We start from the raw sequence: 25,443 nt of genomic DNA, 5'->3' as shown, positions 1-25,443 counted from the left end.
CGTTCATTCTCCCGGCATCAGTGCGGCACTTCCATCGGGACGCGTCGCTTGGGGTGAGGTCAAACGCAGCGCAAGCACTGCAGCGATCAGAAAGACACCGCCCTCAAGGGCAAAGACAGTGCCGTAGGCCAGCGCGTCCAGTGTTGTCAGGAGGCGCATCACATCGACCATGGCGGTGCCGATAAAGGCGCCCAGCCCAAAGGCGATGGCCTGAGCGGCGCCAAACAGCCCCATGCGCAGGCCCTCTGCGCCCTCCCCGCCCTCGCGGGCGAGGCCCATCATCGCGCCAATGGCCGCGACGGCAAAGGCGCCATTGGCGAGCCCGAGGGTGAAGATATTCACGGCGATCGGCCAGCGCGCGGCGTGAAACCCGCCGTAGGCCAGACCCACCAGCGACAGGCCCGACAGCACGCACCCGCCAACGACCCAGACGCGCAGCGGCACGGTAATCCAGCGTGCGAGCAGCGTGCCGCCCAGCAGCACCGCCAGCATGCCTATCAGCGCACCTGCGTGGTGCATCCCGCCGAGTTGGGTGCTTTCGCCGACAGTCATACCAAACACATGGCCCGCAAAGGGCTCCAGAATGAGGTCCTGCAGGTTGTAGGCCAGCATGGAGGCAAAGACGAACACCGTGAAAATCCGCACCCGCCGGTCTGTCCAAAGCTCGGCGATGACGGCGCGGAAGGGGAGGGCGGTCTTGTCTCGCGCGGCGGTCTGCCCGCGCTCCTGCCCCCACAGGCCCAGCAGTGTCAGGCACATCGCCAGCGTGCACACGCCAAAGGTCACGGCCACCAGCCGCGCATGGCTGTAGGGGTCGAGCAGAATACCCGCGGTGATGCCCGTGGCGGCGAGTCCAAAGATCATCATGATCCAGACAAGGCTGCCTGCAGGCGCCTGATGCTCCGGTTTGACGCGCGCGGCCAGCAGCGCCAGCAGGTTCGTGCCCGCAGACCCGATGCCCAGCCCGATCAACAGAAACGACGGCACCGCGGCTGCGATACCCATCCCGGTATGCCGCGCCATCAGCCCGACGGAGAGCGCTGCGCCAAGCGCACCGGCGGCCAGCAGTGCGACACCGCCGATGATCCACGGTGTCCGCCGTCCGCCCCGGTCAGCGCCGTGCCCGAACCGGGGCCGCAGGAATTGTGTGCCGTAATAGAGAGAGACGAGCAGGCCGGGCAGGATCGCGGGCAAAGCCAGTTCGACCACCATCACCCGGTTCATGGTCGCGGTGGTCAGCACCACGACGGAACCGAGCGCCAGTTGCACCAGACCCAATCGCGCGATGCCACCCCAGCCCAGCGTCATGCCAGCCCCCGGACGGCGAAGGCCGTGATCATCATGCCGCTGACATACAGCAAAACGCCGGTGCCGTTGTACCACGGCGCCTTGGCGCGGGGATCCTTGAACATCACCGTCATCGCCCAGAACTGCGCGAGCAGCACGGCGGCAACACCGGCGGCATGCAGCGGTTTGCCCCAGAAGAGCAGTAACCCGATCACCCCCGCCTGCGGCAGCGACATGACGGTGCAGGCGACCTGTGCGGCCCGTCGTGGCCCCAGCGTCACCGGCAGGGAATTGACACCGGTCTGACGGTCGCCCTCCAGCGCCTTGAAATCATTCAGTGTCATGATGCCGTGGGCGCCGATGCCGTAGAGCAGCGCAACCATCATCACCGGCAGGGAGGGCGCGCCCGCGCTGAGAATGGCAGCTCCGGTGAACCAGGGCAGTGTCTCATAGCTGAGCCCGACAAGGCCGGGCCCCCAGATGCCGGAGCGCTTGAGCCGGACGGGTTCTGCCGAATAGGCCCAGGCGGCCAGCACGCCCACGATGGTGGCGCCAAAGCCCCAGGGCCCGAACTGCCAGCCGACGATCAACGACAGCACGGACATCGCGAGCGCGATCCACAGCCCCCAGCGGCCCGGGATCCGGCCCGAGGGGATCGGGCGGTCAGGCTCATTGATGGCGTCAACGTGACGGTCGCACCAGTCATTGGCCGCCTGGCTCATCCCACAGACGATGGGTCCCGCGAGCACGACGCCCAGCAGCACCAGCCACCATTGACCGGTAGGTGAGACGCCCGACGAGATGACACCGCAAAGATACGCCCACATGGGCGGGAACCACGTGATCGGCTTGATCAGCCGAAGGGTGGCGGCGGGGTCAGGAAAACGGCGCGACTGTATGACCTGAGTGACAGACATGTGTCAACTATGGCTGACAGTTTGAGTCGACGCAAGAGGCAGGGCGGGCTCAGCCGTTCTTGCTCAGCAGCCCGTATTTGCGCAGCTTCACGTAGAGGCTCTGCCGCGACAGGCCGAGCATCTCTGCGGCGGCGACGCGGTTGTTGTTGGTCAGCTCCACCGCAGTCTCGATGCACATCTTTTCGACCACATCGGTGGTCTCCGCGACGATCTCCTTGAGCGAGGCAGACCCCACCAGATCCATCACGTTGCGCGCGGGTTCCTGCGGCACATGGGACGTGCTGGGATGCGCCCGGGTGGCTTCAACATGGCTCACATCGCGGATGACGCAGCCGATCACGGGCTCCGGCATGTCATCCAGCGGCCCGCCCGAAATCTCCACCGACAGCCGCGCCCCCAGCTCATTGACCAGCTTGGTGGCATAGATCCGCATCTGCCCGCTGCGCTGAGCCTGATCGGTCAGCACGCCGAGGTCAATCTGCCCCCGGCCCAGAAAATCCGCAAAGCTGCGCCCGACCACATCCGACAGATGCGCGGCCCCCACCATATCGAGCAACCGGTCGTTGACCGACGTGATGATCCCTTTGCCGGTCATGAAGAGCATTGCGTCACTGCCGGACCGAAAGAGCGCAAGCGCCTGACTGGACGCCGTATCGACAACCGGTGTCGCGCCGCCTTCGGGCCGGATCCGGCACAGCAACACCCGCTGCCCGCCCGCCCTAAAGACGGTCGGCAGAATGACAAGCGCCCGTCCGCCCCGATGTGCCTTGAGGGTGACGCGCCCGCCTTCTTCGGCCAGCGTGGCATTCATCAGGCTTTCGGTCAGCTCCACCGTCGAGCGATTGGCAAACTGCTGGGCAAAACTGCTGCCCTTGAGCGCGTCCAGTGTCACACCCAAAAGCGCCGCTGCCGCCTCGTTTGCGTCGTCAATACGCCCGCTCTGCACAGAAACGTAAACGACCGCCTCTTCCGTCTCGGCCAGCAGCACACGGAACCGCGCATCGAATTCACGCCGCGCCTCGTAGCCCTGCTCCAGCGCGATCTGCGCCTGCACCAACTGCTGCTGCGTCTCCGCGATGGGCCGCAGATCCCGGCCCAGCAGCAGGGCGGCATTCTCGTGCCCGAAGCGGTGAAACGTATAGCGCACCGGGTATTGCCAAACCGCATTGTCGCTGTGGTTCAGCTCCAGCTGCTTGCGCGGCACCTCATCGGCCAGAAAGGCCGCATGTGCTGCCTCGAATTTTGGCGCGGTCTCGCGGGTCAGGAAGTCAACGACGGGGCGCCCTTCCCAATGCTTGAGATTGCCGAAGGATTCGCTGTGGGTGTTCAGCACCACGGACAGGATGATCCCCTCCGACGACACCACCAGTGCGATGTCTGACGCCGCGGCGATGATGCTGCTGAGGAATTCGGGTTCGATCAGCGGTATTGCACCGCTGCTCCAGAACGTATTGCCATCGGTCGTCATGACCGCGTCGGCGTCCTGCCGGATCTGGAAAACTGAGAAACCGCGTCTTTTGCATTCCGCGTCACGATGTCCACGCCCGTCCGTTCCTCCAACGCGTCCGCGTCCTGCAAGACGGCGCCACCAAGTGCAATGATGGTGCCGGCGGGCGCCGACGTTCGGATGGTTTGCACCGTTTCGGCAACGGTTTCAAGGCCTTCGCGACGGGCACAGGAAATCAGCACCAGGTCAGGACGGTCCAGTTTCAGCCGTGCGCGCAGGCTGCCCGGCGTTTCGTCATAGGAAACGGATACATCGCAACCGATACGTCTGAGCTGTGCGGCCACAACGCTGAGGCCCAGGAAATGCTGCTCTCCCTGCGGCAGAACGACCATCGTGCTCGGTCGTGTCTCGTCCGTGGGCAGGTCGGTTCGCGCCTGACAGGCTGCCTCGCTGAGAAGGGACTGCAGCCGCAACGCGCCGACGGTCACATCGGCAAAGCTGATCTCGTCCGCTGCCCATTTTTCGCCCAGCAGCGTGGCGGCACGGGGGATATACTGATCAATGACATCATCCAGCGTCAGCCGATGGCCGCGCATCTCATCCAGGACCAAAATCGGGTCGAACTTGCCGCGGGCCAGGATGGCGCGCACCAGGTGGTCCACAACAAAGCGCCGCACCCCGTCCGATGTGCCGACCTGACGATCCCTCAGAACGGAAATGACCCGTGTTGCGAGTGCATCCACCCGGTCCGGGCATTGGCCTGACCAATTGTGCGTTTGAGATTGATTGCTTTCCGACATGGCACCACCTGAATTGACTTGGGTCTTTCAGGAAGCACGAACGACGGCCCGTGCGAGTCGTACTCCACGCCATAGCTTCGGCTCTGAGCGGCAGAATGTCAAACTAAATTGACAGATCTCGCCGGATTGCCAAAAGATCCCGGCCCATCCCGGAGCGGATATTTCCTGAATAGCGCTGCTGATGCTCAGCTATTAGGAAATCTCTGTGGTTTCGCCTCACAAACTGTCAGTTTTGCCAGTGTAAGTTATAGTTGACACTTTTCCGCCAAAGCAGCTACCGTCAACGGGGCAAGAGGGCAAAGACATTCCAGATATGTGCAGCCAGAAGACCATCAAAAAGGTCCCTCCGGGACTCTACACAGACGCCGAGCGCGCGCGCCGGGACGCGACCGTCTGGACCCTGGTTCAGGGGGTGTTGGCGCCTGTGCAATTTGCGGTCTTTCTGGTGTCGCTGGTGCTGGTGCTGAGGTACCTTTGGACGGGTGCCGGATATGAGATCGCAACCGGCTCCATCCTGCTCAAGACAGCCCTGTTGTATCTCATCATGATCACCGGGGCGATCTGGGAAAAAATCGTTTTCGGTCAATATCTTTTCGCGCCCGCGTTCTTCTGGGAGGACGTGTTCTCCTTCGCCGTGATTGCCCTGCACAGCGCCTATCTCTGGGCGCTTTTCGCGGGTGCGCTCGGTCCTGTGGCACTCATGCTCCTGGCGCTCGCCGCCTACGCGGCTTACGTCATCAACGCCGTGCAATTCGTGCTGAAGTTGCGGGCCGCCCGACTGCAGGCCAAGAGCCCATCGGCCCATGGCGGGAGGCTGCCAGCATGACCGAAGTCCCCCGCCTTCCCGTCTCCGGTGGCTGCCGCAACACGCCGATTCTGAAACAGCGCGGCCAGCGTGAGGTTTTCTGCGGTCTGACGGGTATCATCTGGTTGCACCGAAAGATGCAGGATGCGTTTTTTCTGGTGATCGGCAGCCGCACCTGCGCGCACCTGCTGCAATCCGCCGCCGGTGTGATGATCTTTGCCGAGCCCCGCTTCGCCACCGCCATCCTGGAGGAAACGGACCTCGCAGGCCTCGCCGATGCGCAGGACGAGCTCGACAAGGTGGTGGGCGAACTGCTGGCGCGGCGCACCGATATCAAGCAGCTCTTTCTGGTAGGCTCCTGCCCGTCCGAGGTGATCAAGCTCGACCTCAGCCGCGCCGCGGAGCGGATGACGCAGAAATACGCGCCCTCGGTGCGGGTGCTCAGCTACTCCGGTTCGGGCATCGAGACGACCTTCACCCAAGGCGAAGACGCCTGCCTCGCCGCCATGGTGCCGGTGCTGCCCGAGACAGACACGCGCCAGTTGCTGCTTGTCGGGGCGCTGCCCGATGTCGTCGAAGAACAGGCGCTGTCGCTCCTGGGCGCCATGGGGATCGGCCCCATCAAGGTGCTGCCGGCTCCGCGGGCAGACAGCGGTCTGGGCATCGGCCCCAACACCGTCTTCGCCCTCACCCAACCTTTTCTCGGCGATACCCACGCAGCCCTCGAACGTCGCGGTGCCTCCCATCTCGCGGCGCCTTTTCCCTTCGGTGAAGAAGGCACGACGGCATGGCTGCGTACCATTGCCGATGCCTTCGGTGTCGACCCCGCAACCTTTGAGCGGGTCACCCAGGCCCCCCGCGCCCGGGCCCGCAAGGCGATTGCACAGGCCTCTGAAGTGCTGCGCGGCAAATCGGTCTTCTTTTTCCCGGACAGCCAGCTGGAGATCCCTCTCGCGCGCTTTCTGACCCGTGAATGCGGGATGGATGCGGTCGAGATCAGCGCCCCCTTCATCCACAAGGGCATCGTCGGCCCCGACCTCGACCTGCTGGCCGAGGGTCCCACCCTCTCCGAAGGCCAGGACGTGGATCTGCAACTCGACCGCTGCCGCGCCGCCCGCCCCGATCTCAGTGTCTGCGGCCTGGGCCTCGCCAACCCGCTGGAAGCAGAAGGCCTCGCCACCAAATGGGCGATTGAGCTCGTGTTCAGCTCGGTGCATTTCTACGAACAGGCAGGCGATCTCGCAGGCCTCTTCTCCCGCCCCCTGCGCCGCCGCGACCTCCTCTCGGTGGATGCTCCCTCACTTTGCCCGAAAAACTCCGGGGGAGAGGCGCAGCCTCGGGGGCAGAGCCCCGAAGGCGCTGTGTCATGAAGCTCACGGTCTGGACATATGAGGGCCCGCCGCACGTCGGCGCCATGCGCGTTGCCACGGGCATGACCGGCCTGCACTACGTTCTCCACGCGCCGCAAGGCGACACCTACGCCGATCTGCTCTTCACCATGATCGAGCGGCGCGATCACCGTCCGCCCGTCACCTACACCACCTTTCAGGCGCGCGATCTGGGGTCGGATACCGCCGACCTCTTCAAGACGGCGCTGGAGGACGCCTACGCGCGCTTCAAGCCTCAGGCGCTGATCGTCGGTGCCTCCTGCACGGCGGAACTCATTCAGGATGATCCCGGCGGCATGGCCGAGACGATGGACATCCCCGTGCCGGTGATCCCGCTGGAGCTGCCCAGCTACCAGCGCAAGGAGAACTTCGGTGCCGATGAGACCTTCTTTCAGATCGTCCGGGCGCTGGCAAAACCGATGGCGCGGACAGCGCAAATCACCTGCAACCTGATCGGCCCCACGGCGCTTGGCTTCCGGCACCGCGATGACATCACGGAGATCACGACCCTGCTGTCGGACATGGGTATCAGTGTCAATGTGGTGGCCCCGATGACGGCCTCTCCGGCGGATATCGCACGGTTGGGGGCAGCGCATTTCAACGTGCTGATGTATCCCGAAACCGCCGAGACCGCAGCCCGCTGGATGGCGCGGGAGTTGGACCAGCCCTTCACCAAAACCGTGCCCATCGGCGTCGGTGCGACCCGCGATTTCGTCGCCGAAGTGGCCGGGATCACCGGTCTTGCGCCTTATCTCGACGAAAGCCGCCTGCGTCTGCCCTGGTATTCGAAGTCCGTGGACAGCACCTATCTCACCGGTAAACGGGTGTTTCTCTTTGGCGATGGCACCCATGTGGCCGCCGCGGCCCGGGTGGCGCGCGATGAGATGGGTTTCGACGTCGTCGGCCTGGGGTGCTATAACCGGGAGATGGCGCGACCCATCCGGGCGCTGGCGAAGGATTTCGGCGTCGAACCTGTGATCACCGACGACTATCTGGAGGTGGAGCGGGTGATCGAGGCGCTGCAGCCCGAGATGATCCTGGGCACCCAGATGGAACGGCACATCGGCAAGCGCCTCGGCATCCCCTGTGCTGTGATCTCCGCGCCGGTGCATGTGCAGGATTTCCCGGCCCGCTACAGTCCACAGATGGGGATGGAGGGCGCAAATGTGCTCTTTGACACCTGGGTGCATCCGCTGGTCATGGGGCTGGAGGAACATCTGCTGCACATGTTCCGGGATGACTTTGAGTTCCACGATGCGGCAGGACCCTCGCATCACGGCGGGCATGCCCCCAAGCCCCAGGCGGAGCAGGGGGGCCAGCCCCCCGCGCCTGCGGCGCGCCCCCCGGAGTTTGCGGGCAAGATGAAAGAGCAATCCGCGGCATCGCTGGTCTGGCTGCAGGAAGCGGAGCGCGAGTTGAAGAAGATCCCGTTTTTCGTGCGCGGCAAGGCGCGACGCAATACGGAAGTGTTCGCAGCGGATCGTGGTGTTGCCGAGATCAGCGTCGAGACGCTCTATGAGGCGAAGGCACATTATGCGCGATGACCGCAGCATAGGGGGCCGGTTGCCCGGATACCGCGTCGTCATTCTGACGCTGGACAGCCATGCGGCGGGTCCCGCGCTGCGCGCGATGGAGCGGCTGGGGGCGGATTATCCCGGGCTCTCGCTGTCGATCCATGCGGCCGCCGAGTGGGGCGAGACGCCGGGGGCGTTCGAGGCGGCGCGCGAGGCGGTGGAGACGGGCGACATCATCATCGCCAACCTGCTGTTTCTCGAAGAGCATATCGCGCGCATCCTTCCCACTCTGCAGGCGCGACGGGACCATTGCGATGCGATGATCGGGGTGATTGCGGATGCGGCCATCGTGCGGCTGACGCGGATGGGATCGCTTGACATGATGGCGCCGCAGTCCGGCACCATGAAGCTGATGAAGCGGCTGCGCGGCTCGTCCAAACCATCGAGTTCCTCGGGTGCGCAGAAGATGGCCTTGCTGCGCCGCCTGCCGAAGATCCTGAAGTTCATCCCGGGCAAGAGCCAGGATCTGCGCGCGTGGTTTTTGACCATGCAATACTGGCTGGGCGGGTCTGACGACAACGTCGAGGCGATGGTTCGGTTCCTGCTGGGGCGCTATGCGACCGGCACGGGCTGGCGGGCGGCGCCCGAGGCTGCCGCCCCCATCGAATACCCGGACGCCGCCTTGTACCACCCCGATCTGCCCGGGCGCATCACCACGGACGTGCGCGCGGTGCCCGGCCCCGTCGACGCCACGATGACCGTCGGGCTGTTGATGATGCGGTCTTATGTGTTGTCCTCTGATACGGCCCATTACGATGCGGTCATTCGCGCGTTCGAGGCGCGGGGGATCCGGGTGCTTGCGGGCTTCTCGGGCGGGCTGGACGCACGCCCTGCCATCGAGGCTTACTTCCATGATGCGAATGGTGTCTGCATCGACGCACTGGTTTCCCTGACGGGGTTCAGCCTCGTGGGCGGGCCTGCCTATAACGACAATTCAGCGGCTATCGAGGTTCTGCAAGAACTGGATGTGCCCTATATCGCAGCACACCCGCTGGAGTTTCAGACGCTGGGTCAGTGGGCGGCGTCGCCGCAGGGTCTGGGCCCCATCGAGACCACGATGCTGATTGCCCTGCCGGAACTGGATGGTGCGACGACGCCGACGGTTTTTGCCGGACGGCACGGACCTGCGGCCTGTGAAGGCTGTTTCCGGCGCTGTGACGGGGATGGCGGGGCCAAGACCATGGCACCTTGTCCGGAGCGGATCGAGGCGCTCGTGGCGCGGACGATCCGGCAGGCGCGGCTGCGGCGTCAGCCGGTGTCCGATCAGACCGTGGGGATTGTGCTTTTCGGCTTTCCGCCCAACGCAGGGGCGGCTGGCACGGCGGCGTATCTCAGCGTCTTTGAAAGCCTCTTCAATACGCTCACGCGGATGAAGGCCGAGGGCTATGACGTTGATGTGCCCCGGGACGTGGACGCCCTGCGCGAGGCGGTTCTGCGGGGGTCGGCGCAGACCTACGGTCAGGAGGCCAATGTGGCCGCCCATGTGAGCGCCGATGAGATCGTGGCCGGTACCCCGTGGCTCTCCGAGATCGAGGCGCAGTGGGGTCCTGCACCCGGGCGCGTGCAGTCGGACGGGCGCGGTGTCTTCGTGCTGGGTGCGCATTTCGGCAAGGTGTTTGTCGGGTTGCAGCCCGGGTTCGGGTATGAGGGCGACCCGATGCGGCTGCTGTTTGAGCGGGGCTTTGCGCCCACACATGCCTTTGCCGCGTTTTATCTGTGGCTGAAGAACACGCTGAAGGCCGATGTCCTGTTGCATTTCGGGATGCACGGCGCGCTGGAGTTCATGCCGGGCAAGCAGGCAGGTCCCAGCGGTGCGGATTGGCCGGATCGGCTGATCGGCGATATGCCGAATGTGTATCTTTATGCGGCCAACAACCCGTCCGAGGCGACGCTGGCCAAGCGACGTTCCAATGCCGTGACCGTCAGCCATTTGACACCGCCCCTGGCGGCGGCGGGGCTTTACAAGGGTCTGGCGGAGTTGAAGGACAGTCTCACCCGGTGGCGCCGCACGGCGCCGGAGGCACCGGAGCGCGCCGAGATCGAGGCGCTGATCGCCGATCAGGCAGCGGCGGTTGACATGGGCGATGTCCCTGCAGAAGCGCTCTGGGTGCGGTTGCTGGAGACCGAGGACGCCCTGATCCCCGAAGGTCTGCATGTGGTGGGTGAGCCGTTGAGTGCGGCGGCGCGGGCCGAGTATCTGCGTATCCTGCCTGAAATGGACGGTGACGCGCGGGCGCGGATTGATGCTGCCCTGCAGCGCGAGACGGAACTTGATGCGTTGATGCGCGCGCTTTCGGCGCATTTCACACCGCCTGTGGCGGGCGGGGATCTGATCCGCTCGCCGGAGATCCTGCCCACGGGGCGCAACATCCACGCCTTTGATCCGTTCCGGATGCCAACCGCCTTTGCGTGTCAGGATGGTCGCAAGCAGGCGGATCTGTTGCTGGAGACCCATGAGAGCCTGCCGCGCACCGTGGCGCTGGTGCTTTGGGGCAGCGACAACATCAAATCCGATGGCGGCCCGATCGCGCAGGCACTGGCGTTGATGGGCTGTGTCCCGCGGTTCGACAGTTTCGGGCGGCTGAGCGGTGCGGATCTGGTGCCGCTGGCGGAGCTGGGGCGGCCGAGGATCGATGTGGTGATGACACTTTCGGGCATCTTCCGCGATCTGCTGCCCTTGCAGACGCGCATGTTGGCAGAGGCCGCGTTGAAATGTGCGACGGCAGAGGAATCGCTGGAGCAGAATTACATCCGCGCCCATGCGCTGGCCTACGCAGAGAAGACAGGCTGCGCCATGGAAGAGGCCGCCCTGCGGGTCTTTTCGAATGCGGAAGGCGCCTACGGATCCAATGTGAACGGGCTCGTCGATAGCTCTGCCTTTGGTGATGAGGATGAGCTGGCGGATGCCTATGAGGCGCGCAAAAGCTTTGCCTATGGCACCGATGGCAAGGCGGCAGCCAATGCGGCCTTGCTGCAGGCGACGCTGGCCGAAGTGGATGTGGCCTATCAGAACCTGGAATCGGTCGAGCTGGGGGTTACCACGGTTGATCACTACTTTGACACGCTGGGGGGCATCGCCCGCGCGGTGAAGCGGGCCAAGGGCTCGGACGCGGCAGTTTACATCGGTGATCAGACGCGCGGGGCGGGCAAGGTCCGCACGTTGCGCGATCAGGTGGCGTTGGAGACGCGGACCCGAAGCCTGAACCCGAAGTTTTTCGAAGGGCTGTTGAAGCATGGCGCCGAAGGTGTGCGCCAGATCGAGGCACATGTCACCAATACCCTGGGCTGGTCGGCGACCACCGGTGAGGTGGATGACTGGGTCTACCAGCGGATATCGGAGACCTTTGTGCTGGACGCTGAGATGCGGCGGCGGCTGGCGGATCTGAACCCGACCGCGTCGAGCCGGATGGCCAACCGTTTGCTGGAGGCCAATGACCGCAACTACTGGTCGCCCGATGCGGACACGCTGGCAGCACTGCAGGACGCGGCGGATGATCTGGAAGACCAGCTCGAAGGGGTGGCAGCACAATGAGAGGTTGCGCCAGATCAAGGACAGATGCCTCCGGCGGGAGTTTATTTGGCAAGATGACAGGGGAGCGCGCCCCCATGAGAGGAAAGTGACATGAGTCCATTGGACAGACGACCGCCTTCGCTGCGGGGGGAAGACGGAGAGGGCTCGGTGCAGGTGCATCAGGATGATGCAGCCAAGATCGAGGGCGCAAAGGTGTTTTCGGTCTATGGCAAGGGCGGGATCGGCAAATCCACCACCTCGTCGAACCTGTCGGCGGCCTTTTCCATGCTGGGCAAGCGGGTGTTGCAGATCGGCTGTGATCCCAAGCACGACAGCACCTTTACGCTCACAGGATCGCTGGTCCCCACGGTGATCGATATCCTGAAGGAGGTGGATTTTCATCCCGAGGAACTTCGGGCGGAGGATTTCGTCTTTGAGGGCTTCAATGGCGTGAAATGCGTCGAGGCCGGCGGGCCGCCTGCGGGCACGGGCTGTGGCGGCTATGTGGTGGGCCAGACCGTGAAACTGCTCAAGCAGCATCACATGCTGGAAGACACGGATGTGGTGATCTTTGACGTCTTGGGCGATGTGGTCTGCGGTGGCTTTGCAGCACCCCTGCAGCACGCGGACCGGGCGCTGATCGTCACGGCCAATGACTTTGACAGCATCTATGCGATGAACCGGATCATTGCCGCCGTGCAGGCGAAAGCCAACAACTACAAGGTACGGCTAGCGGGTTGTGTGGCGAACCGCTCGCGCGAGACGGATGAGGTGGATCGGTATTGCAAGACGGTTGGCTTCAACAGGATCGCCCATATGCCGGATCTGGATGCGATCCGGCGGTCGCGGCTGAAGAAAAAGACGCTTTTCGAGATGCCGGATGACGAGGAAATCGTGCAGGTCCGCAAGGAATACATCCGGCTGGCGGAGACGCTTTGGAACGGGACCGAGCCTTTGGCCCCCGCGCCGCTGCCGGACCGCGAGATCTTTGAGCTTCTGGGATTTGATTGATGCGGGATTTCGCCTCTTCCTCCGAGACTGTCGGTGCTGGCTATGACGCGACGTTGAGCCGGGTGGAGACCTACTTTGACCGGACCGCGACGCGGACCTGGGAGAGGTTGACCTCTGACGCGCCGGTCTCGCGGATCCGCGAGACGGTCCGGCAGGGGCGGGACCGGATGCGCGCGCTGATGCTGAGCCGCTTGCCGGAGGACTTGCGCGGTGCCCGTGTGCTCGATGCTGGCTGCGGTGCCGGGCAGATGACCGCCGAGCTGGCGGCCCGCGGTGCGGACGTTCTGGCCATCGATATCTCTCCGCAGTTGATTGGCATTGCCGAGGCACGGCTGCCCGCTGACGATCGCCACCGGGTGCAGTTTCTGGCAGGCGATATGCTCGATGCGGGGCTGGGGCAGTTCGATCATGTGATCGCCATGGACAGTCTGATTTACTACGACGCCGCGGCCATCGGTCGGGCGCTGACCGGGTTGGAGGCCCGCACGTCGGGCAGCATCGTCTTCACTGTCGCACCGCGGACACGGTTGCTCATGGCCATGTGGTATGCGGGCAAGCTGTTCCCGCGCTCGGACCGCAGTCCTGTCATGATCCCTCATGCCCCCGTGGCACTGGCGGGCGCTGCGCGCGCTACAGGGCTGTCGCGCGGTCTGCGTCCCGTCGACCGTGTGGTCTCCGGCTTCTACATCTCTCAGGCGATGGAGGTGCCCGCGTGAGCACGCGCCTGCAGTCCCTGTCGCTTGCGGCCATGCCCTTTGCGGATGCGGCCAGTGCCGATCTGCCCATGGGCCAGCTGATGCGGCTGTCGCTCTTTCAGGTGTCCGTGGGCATGGCTTCGGTGCTGCTTTTGGGCACGCTCAACCGTGTGATGATCGTGGAGCTCAGCGTGCCTGCCATGATCGTGGCGCTGATGATCGCGCTGCCGGTGTTGATTGCGCCTTTTCGGGCGCTGCTGGGGTTCCGGTCGGACACCTATAAATCCGCCATCGGGTGGAAGCGGATCCCCTATATCTGGTTCGGCAGCCTGTGGCAGTTCGGCGGGCTCGCGGTGATGCCCTTTGCCCTGCTGGTGCTGGGCGGTGATGTCGTTCACGACATTCCCTTTGCGGGCGAGGTGCTGGCAGCGCTGGCCTTTCTGATGACCGGGCTGGGCCTGCACATGACGCAGACCGCCGGGCTCGCGCTCGCCTCGGACCGCGCGACCGACGAGACGCGGCCCCGGGTTGTGGCGCTGCTATACGTGATGTTCCTTGTGGGCATGGGGGTATCGGCGGTGATCATGGGAGCGCTGCTCACGGATTTTACCGCGCTCAAGCTCATCCGCGTTGTGCAGGGGGCTGCCGTCCTGGGCATCGCGCTGGTGCTGATCGCGCTTTGGAAGCAAGAGCGCATCCGCCCGATGAGCCGTGCCGAACGGGCCGCGCCACGCCCGCCGTTCCGCGATGCCTGGCGTGATTTCATGCGCGGCGGCAAGGCCGGGCGGCTGCTGGCCTGCGTTTTCGCCGGCACAATGGCCTTCAACATGCAGGACGTGCTGCTGGAACCCTACGGCGGCGAGATCCTCGGCCTGTCGGTGGCGGCGACCACGTTGCTGACGGCGCTCTGGGCGGCGGGCGCGCTCTTTGGCTTTGCCCTTGCGGGGGCGCGGCTGGCGCGCGGCTCGAACCCCTACCGGCTGGCCGGTGCGGGTCTTGTCGCCGGTATCTGGGCCTTTTCCATGGTGATTTTTGCGCATCCCATGGCCTCGCCCGCGCTGTTTTATGCAGGCGCTGCGATGATCGGGTTCGGCAGCGGGCTCTTTGCCGTGGCCACGCTGACAGCGGCCATGACCATGCCCGCGACAGGTACGGCGGGCCGTGGATTGGCGCTCGGCGCCTGGGGGGCAGCACAGGCCACCGCCGCGGGTGTCTCCATCGCCATTGGTGGGGGGCTGCGCGACTGGGTCGGCCATGCGGCCACCGCCGGGTATATGGGCGAGGCGCTCAACAGCCCGGCCACCGGATACTCTTTCGTTTATCATACCGAGATTGGCCTTTTGTTCGCCACGCTCGTCATCCTGGGACCGCTCGTGCGCCAAAGCGGCCCCCTCACCCCGACAGAAATCAGCAAGCGTCCCATGGGACTTGCGGATTTCCCAACATGACCCCGTTAGAGAGGGAAACGACATGACGGAAACATTCTTTGGCGAATTCGACCTGGCGAGCCTGTCGCTGTGGTTATTCTATATCTTCTTCGCCGCACTGGTGATCTGGATCCAGCGCGAGAACATGCGCGAGGGCTACCCGCTGGAAGACGACGAGGGCAATCCTGCCTCCTCGCCCGGGCTGTTCCCGCTGCCTGAGGACAAGACCTTCAAGCTGCCGCACGGTCGCGGCGAGATCAGCGTGCCCAGTGGGCAAGCGCCCGAGCGCGCCGATATCCCGATGAAGCGGGTGGGCCCAGGCAATGGCTATCCGCTGGAGCCCACGGGTGACCCGATGCTGGATGGTGTCGGGCCTGCCAGCTGGGCGCCGCGTCAGGATCACCCCGAGCTTGACGGCCATGGCCATCCAAAGATCGTGCCGATGTCGGGCGCGGAGGCCTTTCGCGTGGCCGCGGGCCGCGATCCGCGCGGACTTCCCGTGGTAGCGGGCGACGGCGAGATCGTGGGCAAGATCACCGATATGTGGATCGACGAGCCCGAACAGCTGGTACGCTATCTGGAGATGGAGCTGGACCCCAAGTGGGGCTCGGGCACGCGGCTGATGCCGATCACCTTCGCACGGATCAAATCCGACCGGGTGGCGGTACATGCGCTTTACGGCAAGCATTTCGCGACCATCCCCAGCATTGCCAGCCCGCGTCAGGTGACCCTGCTCGAAGAAGACAAGATCTCGGGCTACTACGGTGGCGGCAAACTCTACGCCGGGTCCCGGGCCGAGCCGAAACTCTGAGCGCAACGGCCAAGAGGGCGCGCGCCCTCTTGCCACCGCCTCTTGCAACCGAAAGGAGATACTCGCCATGTCTCAGAAGCCATACGCGCAAGCCCCCGCCCACGGGCACGACGATTTCGAGATCGAGCCCATCGAGGGGCTGCCCGAGCGTCCGCCGCAGGGAGAACAGATCCTCTGGCAAGGGCGTCCGGACTGGTGGACACTGGCCTGCGAAGCGCTGTGGCTGAAGTGGGTGGCGAGCTATTTTGGGCTGCTGGCGCTCTGGCGCTTCGGGTCGCTCGTCGATCTCATGCCGCTGGGCCGGGCGATCGGTGCGGCGCTGCCCTTCGTGCTGCTGGGTCTTTTCGTCTGCGGTCTCTTGGCGCTGGTGGCCTATGCCCAGGCGCGCGCCACGGTCTACACGGTGACCGATGCGCGTGTGGTCATGCGGATCGGGGCGGCTTTGACCGTCACGCTGAACCTGCCCTATACTCAGGTGGGCAATGCCATGCTGGATCTGCGCCGCAGCGGCACGGGGACCATCGCGCTGGAGACGCTGGGCGACACCAAGCTCAGCTATCTCGTTTGCTGGCCGCACGTGCGGCCCTGGCACATGAAACGCACACAGCCTGCGTTGCGCTGTATCCCCGAGGCCGAGCGGGTGGCTGAGATGCTGGCCGAAGCCGCGGAGGCGCGTGTGGCACGGCCCACGGTCGCGCGCGCAGGCCATGCAAACGCTGTTGCGGCGGAGTAACATCATGACCAGCCACGCCAGACCCCGCATTCACGCCAAGGCCGAAGAGATGATCCCGCGCATCATGGTGCGCGCCATGTTCGGGCTGACAGCCGTTGTCCTGCTCATCGTGACTGTTGCGACCCTCACCGACCGGCCCGTGCAAAGCACGCCGCCACAGGGCGAGATCCTGACCGAACGGGCCATCGTGCTGACCGGCGACGCCTCCGGGGCCGCGCGTGTGCTCGACGCCACCGGGACGGTGATCGCTGATTTCGCCTCTGACAAGGGCGGCTTTGTCGCCGGGATCGAGCGGGTCATTGCCCGCGAACGCGCCAAGATCGGTGCCGCCCCGACCGACCCTGTCCTGCTGCGATTGCGCGCGGGCAACCGTCTTTCCCTCTACGACCCCGTCACCGGATGGTCAGCCGAGCTCATGGGCTTTGGCGCATCCAACACCCGCACCTTCGCCAGGTTGCTGGACCAACCCTGAGCCCCAAGAAAGGAAGCCACCTTATGGGACTACTGACAAAGGACTTTGAACGTGCCCCCTGCACCGTGGAGATCAGCCACAAGTTCGAGAGCCTGCACGCGCATGTGCGGTTCAACAACGGCGCCGTGATCTACCCCGGTGACGAAGTGAAAGTACACGGAGAGGAGATCATGGCCCCCTTCGGCGAGATCGTCGTGGAGGACCGCGAGGCCACGATCATCCGCGCCAGCAAGCTTGAGCAGCTCTGGACCCGACTAACGGGTGATTTCGAAGTGATGGAGCTGTGCGAGTTCTCGTTCTCCGAGGAGGTGACGCTGTGAACATCCAGAACAACGCCCCGAACCCCGATGCGCCCACCGCGGGTGCGACCCACACCGCCGATGCCACCACGGTCGAGGAAGGCCTCGCTATCCAGGAGGAGCAGGCCAAGTTCGACAGCGTTGCCGCCACAGAAGTGGCAATGCAGAACACGCTGCTGACACCGCGGTTCTATACCACGGATTTCGACGAGCTCGACGCCATCGACGTAAGCTCCGTCCGCGAGGACTGGGACAAGCTGATCGACCAGATGGTCAGCGACCCCAACAAGGGGCATTTCCGCAAGAACGAGGACTGGGACCATGTGGACTGGGACGGGATGGAGCCGCAGCTGAAAAAGGAATTCATCGATTTCCTGATCAGCTCCTGCACCGCGGAATTCTCGGGCTGCGTGCTCTACAAGGAAATGAAGCGCCGCGGGGCCAACAAGGACATCACCCAGCTGTTCCAGCTGATGGCACGGGACGAGGCGCGGCATGCGGGCTTCATCAACGACGCGCTGCGCGAGGCGGGTGTGGCGGTGAACCTCGGGTTTCTGACGCAGAAGAAGAAATACACCTATTTCCGACCAAAGTTCATCTACTACGCCACCTATTTGTCGGAAAAGATCGGCTATGCGCGCTACATCACGATCTTCCGTCACCTGGAGGCGCACCCCGAGCACCGCTTCCACCCGATCTTCAAATGGTTCGAGGAATGGTGCAACGATGAGTTCAGCCACGGTGAGGCCTTTGCCCTGCTGATGAAGACCGACCCCAAGCTGACCTCGGGCAAGAACGTCTACTGGATCAAGTTCTTCCTGACGGCGGTCTACGCCACGATGTACGTGCGTGACCACCAGCGCCCGGCGTTCCACAAGGCCCTGGGCGTGGATCCCGACTGGTACGCACATGAGGTCTTTACCAAGACTTCGAAGCTGACAGAGCAGATCTTTCCGATCACGCTCGACATCGAGCATCCGCGCTGGCAGCCCACGCTGGAGAAACTGCAGAAGGCCAATGTCGATCTGGCGGAGGCAACGGCTTCTGGCAGGTTCTTTGCCAAGCTCGGTGCTCAGGCCCGGGCGGCGGCGGCCTTCGTGTCGCTCTTCACGATCCCGGTGAAGAAGCACCAGGTACCGGCATCGACCCGGTTGGAGCCGGCGTATTGACCCAAGGAGCGGGCATAAGCGGTGAGGGCACGCGGGCGCGCGGGCCATCGAGGCGGTGCGCGCCCGCGGTCACCCGTTGCCAGCAACGGGTGACGGGTGCCCCGCTGCCCGCCAGCACCTCTGCGGAGGTGTCCGTCCTGTGAGCTTCTGGATCCCGGCCCTCTTTGCCTTGTTCGTCTGGTGGTTTTCCACCGGTGCGATCCTCTGGGTGGTGAAATCCGCGGACCGGGCAGGCATGGCCGCCCGCAGGCGGGCCGTGCTCTGGGGTCTGCCGGTTCTCGCGCTCGGGTTCGGCGGCGTCTGGGCTTCACTGCACGACGCGTCGGTTTTTGGTGCGTACGCGGGCTTTCTGGCAGCCCTGGCGATCTGGGGCTGGATCGAGCTTGCCTTTCTCACCGGGGTGATCACCGGGCCCAACGATCATGCGCTGCCGAGCGACGTGCCGGAATGGGAGCGGTTCATCCGCGCCTGGGGCACGCTCGCCTACCACGAGATGTTGCTGGTGGCGGTGCTGATCGCGATGTTCCTGATCGACTGGCATCTGGCGGCCACCAATAGTTTCGCCACCTGGACCTTTGCGGTCTTGTTCTTTGCGCGCCTGTCGGCGAAGTTGAACCTCTTTTTCGGCGTGCCCAAGATCAACATTGATTTTCTGCCCAACGCATTGGCGCATCTGCCCAGCCACTTCCGTCACCGCCCGCTCAACTGGCTTTTTCCGGTGTCGATCACCGCGCTGAGCTTTGCCGTGGCCTGCTGGCTGGAGCGGCTCTACGCGGCATCCGAGCCGGGCGATGTGGCGGGCTTCAGCCTGCTCACTGCGATCACGGCGCTGGCGCTTTTCGAGCACTGGATGATGGTGCTGAAGGTCCCGGACGAACGCCTCTGGCGGTGGATGATACCGACCGATGCACCGACAAAACACCGACCCAATACCGACGCAATACCGACAGCTAAAATAAAGGGGGGACATCATGGATTTTGATGCACTGTTCCAGACGCAACTCGATGCGCTCAAAGACGATGGCAACTACCGTATCTTCGCGGAACTGGAACGGCAGGCGGGGTCTTTTCCGACCGCGAAATGCCACGATGAGGACAGCCCCGATCAGGTCACGGTCTGGTGTTCCAACGACTATCTCGGGATGGGTCAGCACCCGTCGGTGACCCGTGCCATGAAGGACACGATCGACAGCTGCGGCGCGGGTGCGGGCGGTACGCGCAACATCTCGGGCACGAACCACAATCACAAGCTGCTGGAGGCGGAGCTCGCCGATCTGCACGGCAAGGAGCAGGCGCTGCTCTTTACCTCCGGCTACGTGTCGAACTGGGCGGCGCTCAGCACCCTGGGTGCGCGGATCCCCGATTGCGTGATCCTGTCCGATGAGCTGAACCACGCCAGCATGATCGAGGGCATCCGCCATTCCCGCGCCAACAAGGTATTGTGGAAGCACAACGATCCAGAGGATCTCGACCGCAAGCTGAGCGCGCTGCCCGCCAACGCGCCCAAGATCGTGGCGTTCGAGAGTGTCTATTCCATGGACGGCGACATCTGCCCCATGGCGGAGATTGTCGAGGTCGCCGAAAAACACGGTGCCATGACCTATCTGGATGAAGTGCACGCAGTTGGTCTTTACGGGCCACGGGGTGGCGGCATCTCCGAACAAGAAGGTCTGGCCGACCGGATCACGCTGATCGAGGGGACTTTGGGCAAGGCCTATGGTGTCGTGGGCGGCTATATCACCGGTTCGGAAGCGTTGTGCGATTTCATCCGGTCGTTTGCCTCTGGTTTCATCTTTACCACCGCCCTGCCGCCTGCGGTCGCGGCTGCGGCGCAGACCTCCATCCGGCATCTCAAGCAGTCCGATCAGGAGCGCAAGCTGCAGCGGGAGCGCGTGGCCTATCTGCGCAAACGTCTCGATCAGGAGGGGATCCCGCATCTGGACAATCCCAGTCACATCATCCCGGTGATGATCAAGGATCCGGTCAAATGCCGGATGATCGCGGATTATCTGATGCAGCAGTACGGGATCTACGTCCAACCCATCAACTACCCCACCGTTCCGAAGGGGACGGAACGGCTGCGGTTCACGCCGTCACCGCTGCACAGCACCGACGATATCGAACATCTGGTGCTGGCGCTCAAAGAGCTGTGGAAACAATGCGCGATATCCCACGCTGTGGCGTGATCACGCGACATTGTGCCGGTTGACTCTGGCGGCTGCCCGCTACCTTTTACGGACAGTAACCAGGAGACGAACATGAAACATATCCTTGCTACCTTGATGATGGTCGGCATGGCCGCCCCTGCCTTTGCGGATGGCCATTCCACCGGGGATGCGGCAGCCGGAGAGAAAACCTTCAACCAGTGTAAATCCTGCCATATGATCGTTGCCGATGACGGCACTGAAATCGTGAAGGGTGGCCGCACCGGCCCCAATCTTTACGGGGTCATCGGTCGTCAGGCGGGTGTCGCGGATTTCCGCTACGGCGATGATCTGGTCGCGGCAGGTGAGGCCGGTTTGGTCTGGGACGAGGCGAACCTCGCCAGCTACGTCGAAGATCCCCGTGCGTTCCTGCGGGAGTATCTGGATGACAACGGGGCGAAATCCCGTATGGCCTACAAGCTCCGTAAGGGCAGCGCGGACGTTGCCGCGTATCTGGCTTCGGTCGGGCCGCAGAGCTAAGCACCGGTACGAGCGTCAAGCCGCCACCCGTTCGTGCGGGTGGCGCTTCTGTTTTGAACACATGACAGCGACATTTTTGGAGGGGTGACGAGGCGCACATCGCCCTTATCGAGGCTGGGTACCCTCGCTGGACCGGTCGCCCAGAAACGCTGAGACGTGCCGCGCGATATCGTCCGCGACCTCCTCATGGACCAGATGGCCGTGGTCGGGGAACTCGATCACACGGGCATCTGCCATCCGCGACGCCGCATCACGCGCCACCCGTGGCGGCACGGCGCCGTCCCGCAAGCCAATGATGAAAAGTGTGCGTGTTTCCAGCGCAGGCAAGCTGCGCACCAACGCGTCCAACGACCATTGAGACATCATCAAGAGCGTGCCGTCCACGTGGTCCCGGTCCGCGACCAGCCGCTGGTAGAGCGCCCGGCCGCCTGCATCCAAAACTGATCCTGTCCCACGCAGCAGCGTCTCGATCCGGCTCGGCGTGGCGGAGGTGGCGGAAAAGACACTGGCGCTGAAGGGGATCGCGGCGAGCATCTTGGCAATGGCGGGAAAGAGCACCCCCGCAATCCCGTCAAAGGTATCGAGGGCCGGGTTGATGCCCACCACCTGCGGCACCTCTCCCTCAGCCGTGCGCAGGGTCTGCGACAGCTTCAGCGCGAGGGCGCTTCCCGCCGAATGCCCGATAATCGCCCGCGGCTGCCAGCCTTCCTGCTGGCATAGCTTCTCGATATCCTGGGCCATCGGATCCAGACCGCAGCGATGCCGCGCACCCAGCCGGGTAAATCCCTGTCCCGGCAGGTCGATGGCAATGACGCGGTAGTGCGCCGCCAGTGCACCCAGCATGTCCCGAAAGGAGTGAACGCTGCCACCTGCCCCATGCAGCATGAGCAGGCAGGGCCCCGCGCCGGTTTCCTGCACGTGCCATCGGTGCGGCGGCGCATGGATCTGCCGCGATAGGCTGACGTTTGGCCAGTCGGACGGGGGCGGCCAGCGCATCCCGCGCTACCCGTCCAGCGCGGCGCTGACCGCACCGGTGATTTTGCGCGCGTCGGCGCGGGGCAGGGCGAGGTAGCCGCCATCGAAACGCTGTGCCAGTCGGCTCAACCCCGGTTGCGGGCGCTGCGAGACGTCAATGACCAGTGTCTCGACACCCTGAGCACGGATCACGCGGGCCATGTCTTCGGCATCGCTGGCAGCCCGGGCGCGGTCCGTCGTGCCATCCAGCGCGATGTTCGCACGACCGTCGGTCAGCACCAGCAGCGTCGGCGTCAACCCTTTGCCGCGGGCCTGCACGGCCAGCGCCGCCGCCTCCCGCAGGCCGTGCGCCAGCGGCGTGCCGCCGCCGCCGGGCAGGCTTTCCAGCCGCCGCTTGGTCTGGACCAGCGACCGGGTCGGCGGCAAGAGCAGCTCCGCCTGCGTGCCCCGAAAGCTGATCAGCGCCACGTGATCGCGCGCGGCGTAGGCCTCCGCCAACATCAACGCCACGGCCCCCTTGGCCTCATTCAGCCGCGCTACCGCAGCCGAACCTGACGCATCCACCGCAAAGATCAACAACCGGTCCGATCGTTCCTCGTAACGCTTCAGCCGGATGTCGGAGGGCCGGATCAGCAGGCCCTGCGCCTTTGGTTGCGCGCGTCGCCGCAACGGTTGCCAGGGTGCCGCCGCGTGCAGGGTCGCCACCAGATCGATCCGCGCGCGTCCGTCGAGCCGCCCGGGGCGTGACGGCAGCGGTCGCCCGCGCCGGTTCCCCTTGCGGCTGCTGCCGGCCCCCGAACCGCTGCCGCCGCGGGCGCTGCTGGCGGAGGCCAACCCGGCGAGCAGATCGGGCGGCAACAGGGCGCGGACCGCGTCCACCAGCATGTCGCCGTCGGGGAGCCTGTCGCCCTTGCCGGAGCCTGCGTCTTCCTGCGTTTCGGGTGGCTCCGGAGGCTGGCTCTCCTGCTCCGCCGCCTCGGGCACCTGTGTGGCGCGTTGCGGGTAGACGAGTGATGCGGCTGTTTCGAGATCTTCTGCCGTGATCGCACTGCGGCCTGCGAGGGCCGCGTTCACCCGCGCCGTGCGCAGCGCCAGCAGGGGCGCGCGCAGGCTGTGAATACCAAAGGCGGCGGCCAGCTGTGTCAGCGTATCGGCATCGCCAAGCGTCGCAGCTATGCGGGCCGGATCGGTATGCAGATCGCCCTCGGGCACGGTCCACCCTGTGGGCATCCGGCCTTCGGGCGCGATCCACAGCGGCAGCCGGTCGCGCAGAGCCGCGGGCGTGATCTCATCCGCCTCCGCGCCCTCGTCCAGAGCAATCACCGCGTGACCCATGCCGCGATCCAGTTGCTGCGCGATGCGGGCCGCCAGATCCGGGCCGCACCGTTCCGCCATCACCAGCACGGCTATGGCCGGTGCGTCAAAGAGGCCCGCAGTCTTCATGACCTGACCCGAGGCCAGCGTGCCCGACAGATCCAGGCCACCAAAAAGCTGTGTGTCGTCGATCCCCGGAAAGATCCGCCGGGCCTCCAGCGGGCGCAGCGTGTCCGTGACACGGTCCCGCAAAGGGCTCGCGCGCATTCGGATCACCGCACCGCCCAGATAGCCGGGCGCCGCCCGCAGAAGCCTCAGGCCCATTGCGGCGCGCGCCCAGCTGTCGGGCGCGGCGCTCATCCCAGAACTTCCGCGACCACGCGCATGACCCGCGTGCCGGAGCCTGCCTCGTCCAGCGGATCGCGGCGCAGCCGGTGCGACAGCGCCGAGGGCGCAATCGCGCGCAGATGATCGCGGGTCAGAACCCGCTTGCCGTCATAGGCAGCCAGGGCGCGGGCAGTCCGCAAAAGCGTCAACTCCCCGCGGAGCCCGTCAGACCCCAACGCAATGCAAAGTGCGGCGCAATCCTCCAACAGGTCGTCGGGCGTCCTGATCTTGGCCAGCCGCTTGCGCGCCTTGAGGATCCGCTCTCGGATCGTGGCGTCCTCGGCGCTGTAGTGCTCCATAAAGGTATCGTGATCGCTCTCGAAGGCGTCGCGGCGCTTGATTACTTCGACCCGCTCGGCTACCTCCGACGGGGACCGAACCTCCACCGACAGCCCGAAACGGTCCAGAAGTTGCGGGCGCAGCTCGCCTTCCTCGGGGTTGCCGGAGCCGACGAGCACGAAGCGCGCCGCATGGCGAATGGACAGCCCCTCCCGTTCCACCACGTTTTCACCCGACTGTGCCACGTCGAGCAGCAGATCAACGATGTGGTCCTCCAGCAGGTTGACCTCGTCAATGTAGAGATATCCGCGGTTGGCGCGGGCCAGCAGCCCGGGCTCGAAGGCTTTCTCGCCGCGGGTCAGGGCCCGTTCGATGTCAAGCGCGCCAACGACGCGGTCTTCGGTGGCACCCAGCGGCAGATCAATGACCGGCGTGGGGCGCGTGACGATCTTGCGCGAGCCAAGCTCTGCCCATTCGGGGCAGTCCGCGGTCTTGGGCGCATTGACGGGGCAGCTTTCCACGGCGCGGATGGGGGGCAGCAGGGCTGCCAGCGCGCGCACTGCCGTCGACTTTCCGGTGCCACGGTCGCCGAAGACGAGCACACCGCCGATACCCGGGTCCACCGCCGTGAGGATCATGGCCTGTTTCATGGCGGCTTGACCGACAATGGCAGAGAAAGGGTAGGCTGTATTCATGAAGGGACGTCCAGTTTGGCGAGCGGGCTGACGCCGCCCCAGGTGCCGCTGTCGCCGAGGATGGCAAAGCGCGCGTAGAGTTCCTCGGAAAACCAGTTGCCGTCGCGCACGGCGCGGATCGCGGCGGCATGGGGGCCATTGGTGCGGGCAAACCCGGCCATGGCGCCCGCGTCGGGCCAGATGGAGAATGTGATCTGGTGCAGCAGCGGCACTTCGCCGATGCCGATCTTGAAAGCGACGTTGCGGTCTGCCCCGATCATGCGGCTGATGTCGGGCACGCGCCGCCAGAACCGCAGCGCCACGCGGGGTTTGACCGTGGCACGGGTGAGCGCTGCGAGCGGGCCGCGCTGTGGCCCTGGATTTGCGTGAAACGGGCTGCGGCCCGACCATGCGCCGCGCGCAGAGGTGGTGTTGAGAAAGACGGTCCAGTCCTCCGCTGCGCGCTGCCGGTAGCGCGCAAAGGGTGCGGATGTGCCTGTCCTCGCGCGGGCGGTCGCCTCATCGGGCCAGCTTGCAAGTATCGCGTAAACGGAGGTGTTGGGCAGGGGGGTGAAGCCTTCGCCCGTGCCCGATCCGCAAAGCTTCCAGAAGCCGATGTCAGGCACCCGGGCAATCGCCCCGCGCGCAAGCCCCATCATCGCAAAGGCCCACATCCGCGCACCTGGCCCGGAGAAGCGAAAAAAGCTCAAGGTCACGATCGGGTTGGGGGTCATTGCGCGCTGTGTCGGTTCAAACTGTCAACCAAGTTTGACATGCGGCGCAG

23 protein-coding genes are annotated in these 25,443 nt (G+C 64.8%); 15 read left to right on the top strand and 8 right to left on the bottom strand.

Annotated elements, in window-relative coordinates; translation table 11 throughout:
* Window positions 1-3 precede the first annotated feature (3 nt).
* The 4 genes from Q1A53_RS16975 to Q1A53_RS16960 are packed head-to-tail and all read right to left on the bottom strand — an operon-like array spanning window position 4 to window position 4,394.
* The gene (locus tag Q1A53_RS16975) at window positions 4-1,308 is read right to left on the bottom strand and encodes a BCD family MFS transporter (protein ID WP_299968830.1); all 1,305 of its coding nucleotides are present in this window, start codon (window positions 1,306-1,308) and stop codon (window positions 4-6) included.
* Window positions 1,305-2,204: a chlorophyll synthase ChlG gene (chlG, locus tag Q1A53_RS16970; RefSeq protein ID WP_299968829.1), complete on the bottom strand. Its 900-nt coding sequence runs from the start codon at window positions 2,202-2,204 to the stop codon at window positions 1,305-1,307. The genes Q1A53_RS16975 and chlG overlap by 4 nt, the downstream gene beginning before the upstream one ends.
* Window positions 2,205-2,253: 49 nt before the next feature.
* Window positions 2,254-3,672 carry a transcriptional regulator PpsR gene (gene ppsR, locus Q1A53_RS16965; protein WP_299968828.1) on the bottom strand — a complete coding sequence of 473 codons (1,419 nt, stop codon included), beginning with the start codon at window positions 3,670-3,672 and terminating at the stop codon, window positions 2,254-2,256.
* Window positions 3,669-4,394, bottom strand: a complete 726-nt coding sequence (locus Q1A53_RS16960; protein ID WP_299968827.1) for a cobalamin-dependent protein — start codon at window positions 4,392-4,394, stop codon at window positions 3,669-3,671. Before Q1A53_RS16960 ends, ppsR begins: the two co-directional genes overlap by 4 nt.
* 370 nt (window positions 4,395-4,764) lie before the next feature.
* On the opposite strand from Q1A53_RS16960, the gene bchF reads away from it, so the two are divergent.
* The 15 genes from bchF (at window position 4,765) to Q1A53_RS16885 (ending at window position 21,030) form a co-directional block, all read left to right on the top strand.
* On the top strand, window positions 4,765-5,277 hold the full coding sequence (gene bchF / locus Q1A53_RS16955; RefSeq protein WP_299968826.1) for a 2-vinyl bacteriochlorophyllide hydratase: 513 nt from the start codon (window positions 4,765-4,767) through the stop codon (window positions 5,275-5,277).
* Window positions 5,274-6,626, top strand: coding sequence for a ferredoxin:protochlorophyllide reductase (ATP-dependent) subunit N (locus tag Q1A53_RS16950; RefSeq protein ID WP_299968825.1), 1,353 nt, complete (start codon window positions 5,274-5,276; stop codon window positions 6,624-6,626). The genes bchF and Q1A53_RS16950 overlap by 4 nt, the downstream gene beginning before the upstream one ends.
* The gene (gene bchB, locus Q1A53_RS16945; RefSeq protein ID WP_299968824.1) at window positions 6,623-8,188 is read left to right on the top strand and encodes a ferredoxin:protochlorophyllide reductase (ATP-dependent) subunit B; all 1,566 of its coding nucleotides are present in this window, start codon (window positions 6,623-6,625) and stop codon (window positions 8,186-8,188) included. The genes Q1A53_RS16950 and bchB overlap by 4 nt, the downstream gene beginning before the upstream one ends.
* Window positions 8,178-11,750: a magnesium chelatase subunit H gene (locus Q1A53_RS16940; protein ID WP_299968823.1), complete on the top strand. Its 3,573-nt coding sequence runs from the start codon at window positions 8,178-8,180 to the stop codon at window positions 11,748-11,750. Before bchB ends, Q1A53_RS16940 begins: the two co-directional genes overlap by 11 nt.
* A 90-nt stretch (window positions 11,751-11,840) precedes the next feature.
* Entirely contained in the window at window positions 11,841-12,740 is a 900-nt protein-coding gene (bchL, locus tag Q1A53_RS16935) for a ferredoxin:protochlorophyllide reductase (ATP-dependent) iron-sulfur ATP-binding protein (RefSeq protein ID WP_299968822.1), read from the top strand.
* Window positions 12,740-13,456 (top strand): magnesium protoporphyrin IX methyltransferase, encoded by a 717-nt coding sequence (gene bchM / locus Q1A53_RS16930; RefSeq protein ID WP_299968821.1) that lies wholly within the window; start codon window positions 12,740-12,742, stop codon window positions 13,454-13,456. The genes bchL and bchM overlap by 1 nt, the downstream gene beginning before the upstream one ends.
* 32 nt (window positions 13,457-13,488) lie before the next feature.
* Complete coding sequence (locus Q1A53_RS16925) at window positions 13,489-14,883, top strand: PucC family protein (RefSeq protein WP_299968922.1); 1,395 nt, start codon at window positions 13,489-13,491, stop codon at window positions 14,881-14,883.
* A gap of 22 nt (window positions 14,884-14,905) precedes the next feature.
* Window positions 14,906-15,673: a photosynthetic reaction center subunit H gene (gene puhA / locus Q1A53_RS16920; protein ID WP_299968820.1), complete on the top strand. Its 768-nt coding sequence runs from the start codon at window positions 14,906-14,908 to the stop codon at window positions 15,671-15,673.
* Window positions 15,674-15,740: 67 nt separating this feature from the next.
* The gene (puhB, locus tag Q1A53_RS16915) at window positions 15,741-16,406 is read left to right on the top strand and encodes a photosynthetic complex putative assembly protein PuhB (RefSeq protein ID WP_299968819.1); all 666 of its coding nucleotides are present in this window, start codon (window positions 15,741-15,743) and stop codon (window positions 16,404-16,406) included.
* A 4-nt stretch (window positions 16,407-16,410) separates the two neighbouring features.
* A complete protein-coding gene (puhC, locus tag Q1A53_RS16910) occupies window positions 16,411-16,878 on the top strand; it encodes a photosynthetic complex assembly protein PuhC (RefSeq protein ID WP_299968818.1) in 468 nt (155 codons plus the stop codon).
* A gap of 23 nt (window positions 16,879-16,901) precedes the next feature.
* Entirely contained in the window at window positions 16,902-17,198 is a 297-nt protein-coding gene (locus tag Q1A53_RS16905) for a hypothetical protein (RefSeq protein ID WP_299968817.1), read from the top strand.
* Window positions 17,195-18,346 carry a magnesium-protoporphyrin IX monomethyl ester (oxidative) cyclase gene (gene acsF / locus Q1A53_RS16900; protein WP_299968816.1) on the top strand — a complete coding sequence of 384 codons (1,152 nt, stop codon included), beginning with the start codon at window positions 17,195-17,197 and terminating at the stop codon, window positions 18,344-18,346. The genes Q1A53_RS16905 and acsF overlap by 4 nt, the downstream gene beginning before the upstream one ends.
* 139 nt (window positions 18,347-18,485) lie before the next feature.
* Window positions 18,486-19,328 (top strand): putative photosynthetic complex assembly protein PuhE, encoded by an 843-nt coding sequence (puhE, locus tag Q1A53_RS16895; protein ID WP_299968815.1) that lies wholly within the window; start codon window positions 18,486-18,488, stop codon window positions 19,326-19,328.
* Window positions 19,318-20,532 (top strand): 5-aminolevulinate synthase, encoded by a 1,215-nt coding sequence (hemA, locus tag Q1A53_RS16890; RefSeq protein WP_299968814.1) that lies wholly within the window; start codon window positions 19,318-19,320, stop codon window positions 20,530-20,532. The genes puhE and hemA overlap by 11 nt, the downstream gene beginning before the upstream one ends.
* A gap of 72 nt (window positions 20,533-20,604) precedes the next feature.
* On the top strand, window positions 20,605-21,030 hold the full coding sequence (locus tag Q1A53_RS16885; protein ID WP_299968813.1) for a cytochrome C: 426 nt from the start codon (window positions 20,605-20,607) through the stop codon (window positions 21,028-21,030).
* Between the two features lie 105 nt (window positions 21,031-21,135).
* Here Q1A53_RS16885 and bchO read toward each other — a convergent pair whose 3' ends face one another.
* From bchO to crtA, 4 genes are read right to left on the bottom strand one after another with little or no spacing between them, the layout of a single operon-like run.
* Window positions 21,136-22,026: an alpha/beta fold hydrolase BchO gene (gene bchO / locus Q1A53_RS16880; protein WP_299968812.1), complete on the bottom strand. Its 891-nt coding sequence runs from the start codon at window positions 22,024-22,026 to the stop codon at window positions 21,136-21,138.
* A 6-nt stretch (window positions 22,027-22,032) separates the two neighbouring features.
* Window positions 22,033-23,679, bottom strand: a complete 1,647-nt coding sequence (locus Q1A53_RS16875; RefSeq protein WP_299968811.1) for a magnesium chelatase subunit D — start codon at window positions 23,677-23,679, stop codon at window positions 22,033-22,035.
* Window positions 23,676-24,680 carry a magnesium chelatase ATPase subunit I gene (gene bchI, locus Q1A53_RS16870; protein WP_299968810.1) on the bottom strand — a complete coding sequence of 335 codons (1,005 nt, stop codon included), beginning with the start codon at window positions 24,678-24,680 and terminating at the stop codon, window positions 23,676-23,678. The genes Q1A53_RS16875 and bchI overlap by 4 nt, the downstream gene beginning before the upstream one ends.
* Window positions 24,677-25,393, bottom strand: a complete 717-nt coding sequence (gene crtA / locus Q1A53_RS16865; RefSeq protein ID WP_299968809.1) for a spheroidene monooxygenase — start codon at window positions 25,391-25,393, stop codon at window positions 24,677-24,679. Before crtA ends, bchI begins: the two co-directional genes overlap by 4 nt.
* Between the last annotated feature and the right edge of the window lie 50 nt (window positions 25,394-25,443).

Source organism: uncultured Roseobacter sp. (assembly GCF_947496515.1).
Taxonomy (GTDB): domain Bacteria; phylum Pseudomonadota; class Alphaproteobacteria; order Rhodobacterales; family Rhodobacteraceae; genus Roseobacter.
The sequence above is the reverse complement of the archived record's forward strand: the minus strand, read 5'-3'. Positions and strand labels throughout refer to the sequence as shown.

Excerpts from the sequence above, each read along its gene's own strand:
- Q1A53_RS16975 (WP_299968830.1), bottom strand. The coding sequence starts at position 1,308 with ATGACGCTGGGCTGGGGTGGCATCGCGCGATTGGGTCTGGTGCAACTG.
- chlG (WP_299968829.1), bottom strand. The coding sequence starts at position 2,204 with ATGTCTGTCACTCAGGTCATACAGTCGCGCCGTTTTCCTGACCCCGCC.
- ppsR (WP_299968828.1), bottom strand. The coding sequence starts at position 3,672 with ATGACGACCGATGGCAATACGTTCTGGAGCAGCGGTGCAATACCGCTG.
- bchF (WP_299968826.1), top strand. The coding sequence starts at position 4,765 with ATGTGCAGCCAGAAGACCATCAAAAAGGTCCCTCCGGGACTCTACACA.
- Q1A53_RS16950 (WP_299968825.1), top strand. The coding sequence starts at position 5,274 with ATGACCGAAGTCCCCCGCCTTCCCGTCTCCGGTGGCTGCCGCAACACG.
- bchB (WP_299968824.1), top strand. The coding sequence starts at position 6,623 with ATGAAGCTCACGGTCTGGACATATGAGGGCCCGCCGCACGTCGGCGCC.
- Q1A53_RS16940 (WP_299968823.1), top strand. The coding sequence starts at position 8,178 with ATGCGCGATGACCGCAGCATAGGGGGCCGGTTGCCCGGATACCGCGTC.
- bchL (WP_299968822.1), top strand. The coding sequence starts at position 11,841 with ATGAGTCCATTGGACAGACGACCGCCTTCGCTGCGGGGGGAAGACGGA.
- bchM (WP_299968821.1), top strand. The coding sequence starts at position 12,740 with ATGCGGGATTTCGCCTCTTCCTCCGAGACTGTCGGTGCTGGCTATGAC.
- Q1A53_RS16925 (WP_299968922.1), top strand. The coding sequence starts at position 13,489 with ATGCCCTTTGCGGATGCGGCCAGTGCCGATCTGCCCATGGGCCAGCTG.
- puhA (WP_299968820.1), top strand. The coding sequence starts at position 14,906 with ATGACGGAAACATTCTTTGGCGAATTCGACCTGGCGAGCCTGTCGCTG.
- puhB (WP_299968819.1), top strand. The coding sequence starts at position 15,741 with ATGTCTCAGAAGCCATACGCGCAAGCCCCCGCCCACGGGCACGACGAT.
- puhC (WP_299968818.1), top strand. The coding sequence starts at position 16,411 with ATGACCAGCCACGCCAGACCCCGCATTCACGCCAAGGCCGAAGAGATG.
- Q1A53_RS16905 (WP_299968817.1), top strand. The coding sequence starts at position 16,902 with ATGGGACTACTGACAAAGGACTTTGAACGTGCCCCCTGCACCGTGGAG.
- hemA (WP_299968814.1), top strand. The coding sequence starts at position 19,318 with ATGGATTTTGATGCACTGTTCCAGACGCAACTCGATGCGCTCAAAGAC.
- Q1A53_RS16885 (WP_299968813.1), top strand. The coding sequence starts at position 20,605 with ATGAAACATATCCTTGCTACCTTGATGATGGTCGGCATGGCCGCCCCT.
- bchO (WP_299968812.1), bottom strand. The coding sequence starts at position 22,026 with ATGCGCTGGCCGCCCCCGTCCGACTGGCCAAACGTCAGCCTATCGCGG.
- Q1A53_RS16875 (WP_299968811.1), bottom strand. The coding sequence starts at position 23,679 with ATGAGCGCCGCGCCCGACAGCTGGGCGCGCGCCGCAATGGGCCTGAGG.
- bchI (WP_299968810.1), bottom strand. The coding sequence starts at position 24,680 with ATGAATACAGCCTACCCTTTCTCTGCCATTGTCGGTCAAGCCGCCATG.
- crtA (WP_299968809.1), bottom strand. The coding sequence starts at position 25,393 with ATGACCCCCAACCCGATCGTGACCTTGAGCTTTTTTCGCTTCTCCGGG.